At 73.1% G+C, this 4,477-nt stretch carries 1 protein-coding gene; it reads right to left on the bottom strand.

The genetic code is table 11. From position 1 onward, the window contains the following. Positions 1-4,331, bottom strand: a 4,331-nt coding sequence (locus ACFY8O_RS34380; protein WP_387909338.1) for a type I polyketide synthase, incomplete at its 3' end; no start/stop codon positions are given. Between the last annotated feature and the right edge of the window lie 146 nt (positions 4,332-4,477).

Raw genomic sequence — 4,477 nt, 5'->3', positions numbered from 1 at the left:
ACCTCACCGAACACCTCACCGAACCCCGGCAAAGCCACCAACTCACGCCCCATACCCAACCGCTGAGACCCCTGACCCGAAAACACCAGAGCCAGAGATCGGCCCGACTTCGCACGGTCCAGGACGGTGTGCGGAGCGGGTTCGCCGGAGATGACGGCGTCGAGACCGCGCAGGAGCTCCTGGCGGGTGTGGCCCGTGACCACGGCACGGTGTTCCATGGCGGACCGGGCGGAGAGCAGTGACCATGCGACATCCGCGTCGGACGCCTCCGCCACGGCAGCGGACTCCCGCAACCGCGCCGCCTGCCCCCGCAACCCCGCAGCGGAACGCGCGGAAAGCACCCAGGGCACCACAGCACCCCCGGGCTCATCCGACGGCTCGTCGGCGGGAGCGTCCCCCCGCCCGGCCGGCTGTACGGCCGGCGCCTGCTCCAGCACCACGTGCGCGTTCGTACCGCTGATCCCGAACGAGGAGACGGCAGCCCGACGCGGACGCCCCGTCTCCGGCCACACACGACGCTCCGTAACCAGCTCCACCGCACCCGACGCCCAGTCCACATGCGGCGTCGGCTCATCCACGTGCAACGTCCTCGGCACCACACCGTGCCGCATCGCCTCGACCATCTTGATGACGCCCGCCACACCGGCCGCGGCCTGCGTATGGCCGATGTTCGACTTCACCGAGCCGAGCAGCAGCGGCTCGCCCTCAGGCCGGCCCTGACCGTACGTGGCAAGCAACGCCTGCGCCTCGATCGGATCACCCAGCGAAGTCCCGGTACCGTGCGCCTCCACGACGTCCACCTCTGCGGCCTTCATGCCCGCGCCGGCCAGCGCCTGACGGATGACCCGCTGTTGCGAGGGGCCGTTGGGCGCGGTCAGGCCGTTCGAAGCACCGTCCTGGTTGACCGCCGAACCCCGCACCACCGCGAGCACCTCGTGCCCGTTGCGCCGCGCGTCCGACAACCGCTCCACCAGGAGCAGGCCCACGCCCTCCGACCACGTGGTGCCGTCGGCACCGGCCGCGAAGGACTTGCAGCGGCCGTCGGGCGCCAGGCCCTGCTGGCGGCTGAACGCGACGAAGGAGTCCGGGGTGGCCATGACGGCGACCCCGCCGGCCAGAGCGAGGGTGCACTCACCCTGCCGCAGCGCCTGCACCGCCTGGTGCAGCGCCACCAGCGACGACGAGCACGCCGTGTCCACCGTCACCGCAGGCCCCTCGAACCCGAACGTGTACGAGACACGTCCGGTTGCGATGCTGCCGGTGTTGCCGTTTCCGATGAAGCCCGCGACCTCCTCCGGGACGGAGTCCAGCCGGGCGGCGTAGTCGTGGTACATGAGTCCGGCGAACACACCGACCTTGCTGCCGCGCACGGCTGTTGGGTCGATGTGCGCGTACTCGAACGCCTCCCAGGTGGTCTCCAGGAGGAGTCGCTGCTGCGGGTCCATGGCGAGGGCCTCGTGCGGCGAGATCCCGAAGAACTCGGGGTCGAAATCGGCGGCGTCGTGCAGGAATCCGCCTTCACCGACATAGCTGGTGCCGGCGCGCAGGCCATCCCGGTCGACCAGATCGCGCACGTTCCAGCCGCGGTCCTCGGGGAACGGCGTGACACCGTCCCTGTCCCCGGCGACCAGCTGCCACAGCTCCTCGGGCGTGCGGACACCGCCGGGGTAGCGGCAGCTCATGCCGATGATGGCGATCAGATCGTCGTCGCCGGACGCCGTTGCCACAGGGGCCGGGGCCGCCGCGTCGGTTTCGTCGCCGACGAGTGCGACGCGCAGGTGGCGCGCGAGCACCGCCGGCGTCGGGTAGTCGAAGAGGAGGGTGGCGGGCAGCCGCACCCCGGTGGCCGTGGCGAGCTGGTTGCGCAGGTCCACGGCGGTCAGCGAGTCGAACCCGAGCTCGGAGAAGGCCCGGTCGGCATCCAGTTCGCTGTCGGGCGCGTAACCGAGTACGGCGGTGAGGTGCCGCAGCACCAGCTGCAGCAGCGCCTCCTCGCCGGCGGCGGCCGACAGCGCGCCCAGGCGGTGGCGGAGCTCGCCGGTGGGCTCAGCACCTGTGGCCCGCCGGGAGGTGGGGCGGACGAGGCCGCGCATCACCGGGGGGACTCCGGCCGCCTGACCGCGGACGGCGGACGGGTCGAAGGCCATCGGGACCAGCACCGGTTCGCCCGCACCGAGTGCCGCGTCGAACAGCGCGAGGCCGTCCTCGACGGCCAGGGCCGACAGGCCGCTGCGGGAGGCGCGGGCGAGATCGTGCTCGCTCATGGCGCCCGACATGGAGCTGCGCTGCTCCCACAGGCCCCAGGCCAGCGCGTGCGCGGCGAGCCCCTGGGCCCTCCTGTGCTCGGACAGGGCGTCGAGGAAGGTGTTGGCCGCGGCGTAGTTGGCCTGGCCGGCCGCGCCGAGGATGCCGGCCGCGGAGGAGAAGAGGACGAAGAAGTCCAGGTCCGCGGTGAGTTCGTGGAGGTTCCACGCAGCCTGCGACTTGGGCCGCAGCACGGTGTCGACCCGGTCCGGGGTCAGCGAGAAGATGACCCCGTCGTCCACGACTCCCGCCGAGTGGACGACACCACGCAGTGGACGGCCGGTGGGGATGTCCCCGAGGACGGCCGCCAGGCTGTCCCGGTCCGCCACATCGCAGGCGGCGATCGTGGTCTCGGCGCCCAGCTCGGCGAGTTCGGCCACCAGTTCCTGCGCACCCTCGGCCTGCGGGCCCTGGCGTCCCAGCAACAGCAGATGCCGTACGCCGTGGTCGCGCGCCAGATGCCGGGCCACGGCACTGCCGAGGACGCCGGTGCCGCCGGTGATGAGGACGGTTCCGTGCGGGTCCCAGACCGGTGCCTCCTCGTCCTCTGTCCGCTCGGCGGGGACGGCCGGGGCCACGCGGGAAAGCCGGGGTGCCCACAACGCACCGTCACGGAGCACCAGTTCGGACTCGTCGGCCGCGAGAACGGTCCGGACGGCCGGCGCCAGGAGCGCCGCTGTCCCCTCGATGGGGCCCGCCGGAAGGTCGAACTGCACGATGCGGCCGGGGTGTTCGGACTGGGCGGAACGCAGCAGACCGCGGGCTGCTGCATGCGCCGGGTCGGGGCCCTGCCCGTCGGTGGCCACCGCCGCGAGGGTCGCCGCGTTGCGGGTGAGCAGCACCAGCCGGGACGGCGCGAACCTGTCGTCGCCGAGCCAGGCCTGCGCCGTCTCCAGCGCCCAGACCGTCGCCGCCCTCGTGGCCTCCGGTACGTCGGCCGAGGAGCCGAGGCAGGCGACGACGACGGTTTCCGGCACGGGGGCGCCCTCGTCGACCGCCGCGGCGAGGTCCACGAGGTTCCCGTACACCTCGCCGTGAACGTCCGCGGCATCGATGAGCGCGGCGGCTTCGTCACCGATGGCGGCCCACGTGAGCTGGGAGTCGTCACCTGCGACCGGAGGCAGTTCGGCCCACCCGGTGCGGTAGAGCGCGCCGCCGTGGCCGCGCGCGGCGCGCAGCTGGCCATCGGTGACCGGGCGCAGGACGAGCGTGTCGACGGAGGCCACCGGCAGTCCGGCGGCGTCCGTCATGCTGACCGTGACACCGTCGGCGCCCGCCGGGGCGAGACTGACGCGCACGGCGTTCGCACCCGCCGCATACAGGCGCACGCCCTGCCAGGCGAACGGCAGGCCGCGCGGCGGCTCCCTGTCGCCGGAGCCCTCCAGCAGGGACACACCGTGCAAGGCCGCGTCGAGCACCGCGGGGTGCAGGCAGAAACCGCCCGCGTCGCCCGCCTCGCCGCTCTCGGGCATGCGCACCTCGGCGAACACCTCGGAGCCGCGGCGCCATGCCGCCGTGAGCCCCTGGAAGCTGGGGCCGTAGGCGAAACCGTCCTCCCTCATCGTGTCGTACAGGCCGTCCACCTCGACCGGTACGGCGCCCTCCGGCGGCCACACCTGAGATGCGGGGAGTAATTCGGGTACGACCTGGGCCGGGGACAGCACACCGGTGGCGTGGGTGGTCCAGCTTCCGGCGTCACCGGTCCTCGCGTACACCGCGAAGGAGCGGCGTCCGTCCTCGTCCGCATCGCCCGCCGTCAGCTGGACCCGCACGGTGACGCCTTCGGGAAGTACCAGCGGGGTGTGCAGCGTCAGTTCCTCGACGCCCGCGCAACCGACCTCGTCGCCGGCCCGCAGGGCCATCTCGACGAAGCCCGCGCCGGGGAAGAGCACGGTGCCGCGCACCGCGTGATCGGCCAGCCAGGGCAGCCCCGCCAGCGAGAGCCTGCCGGTGAGGAGCACACCGTCGCCGTCGGCCAGGCCGACCCTGGCACCGAGCAGCGGGTGTCCTGTGGCTTCGAGGCCCACGGACCCGATCGCCGCATCCACACCGGTCGGTGCGGAGCGCCGGGGCCAGTGGCGCTGTCGGTTGAAGGCGTACGTGGGCAACGCGACCCGCCGGCCGGGACGCAGCCCCGGCCACGACACCACCGCCCCCCGCGCATACAGACGCG

It is taken from the genome of Streptomyces argenteolus (genome assembly GCF_042902585.1).
GTDB classification, from domain to species: Bacteria; Actinomycetota; Actinomycetes; order Streptomycetales; family Streptomycetaceae; genus Streptomyces; species Streptomyces argenteolus.
The sequence above is the reverse complement of the archived record's forward strand: the minus strand, read 5'-3'. Positions and strand labels throughout refer to the sequence as shown.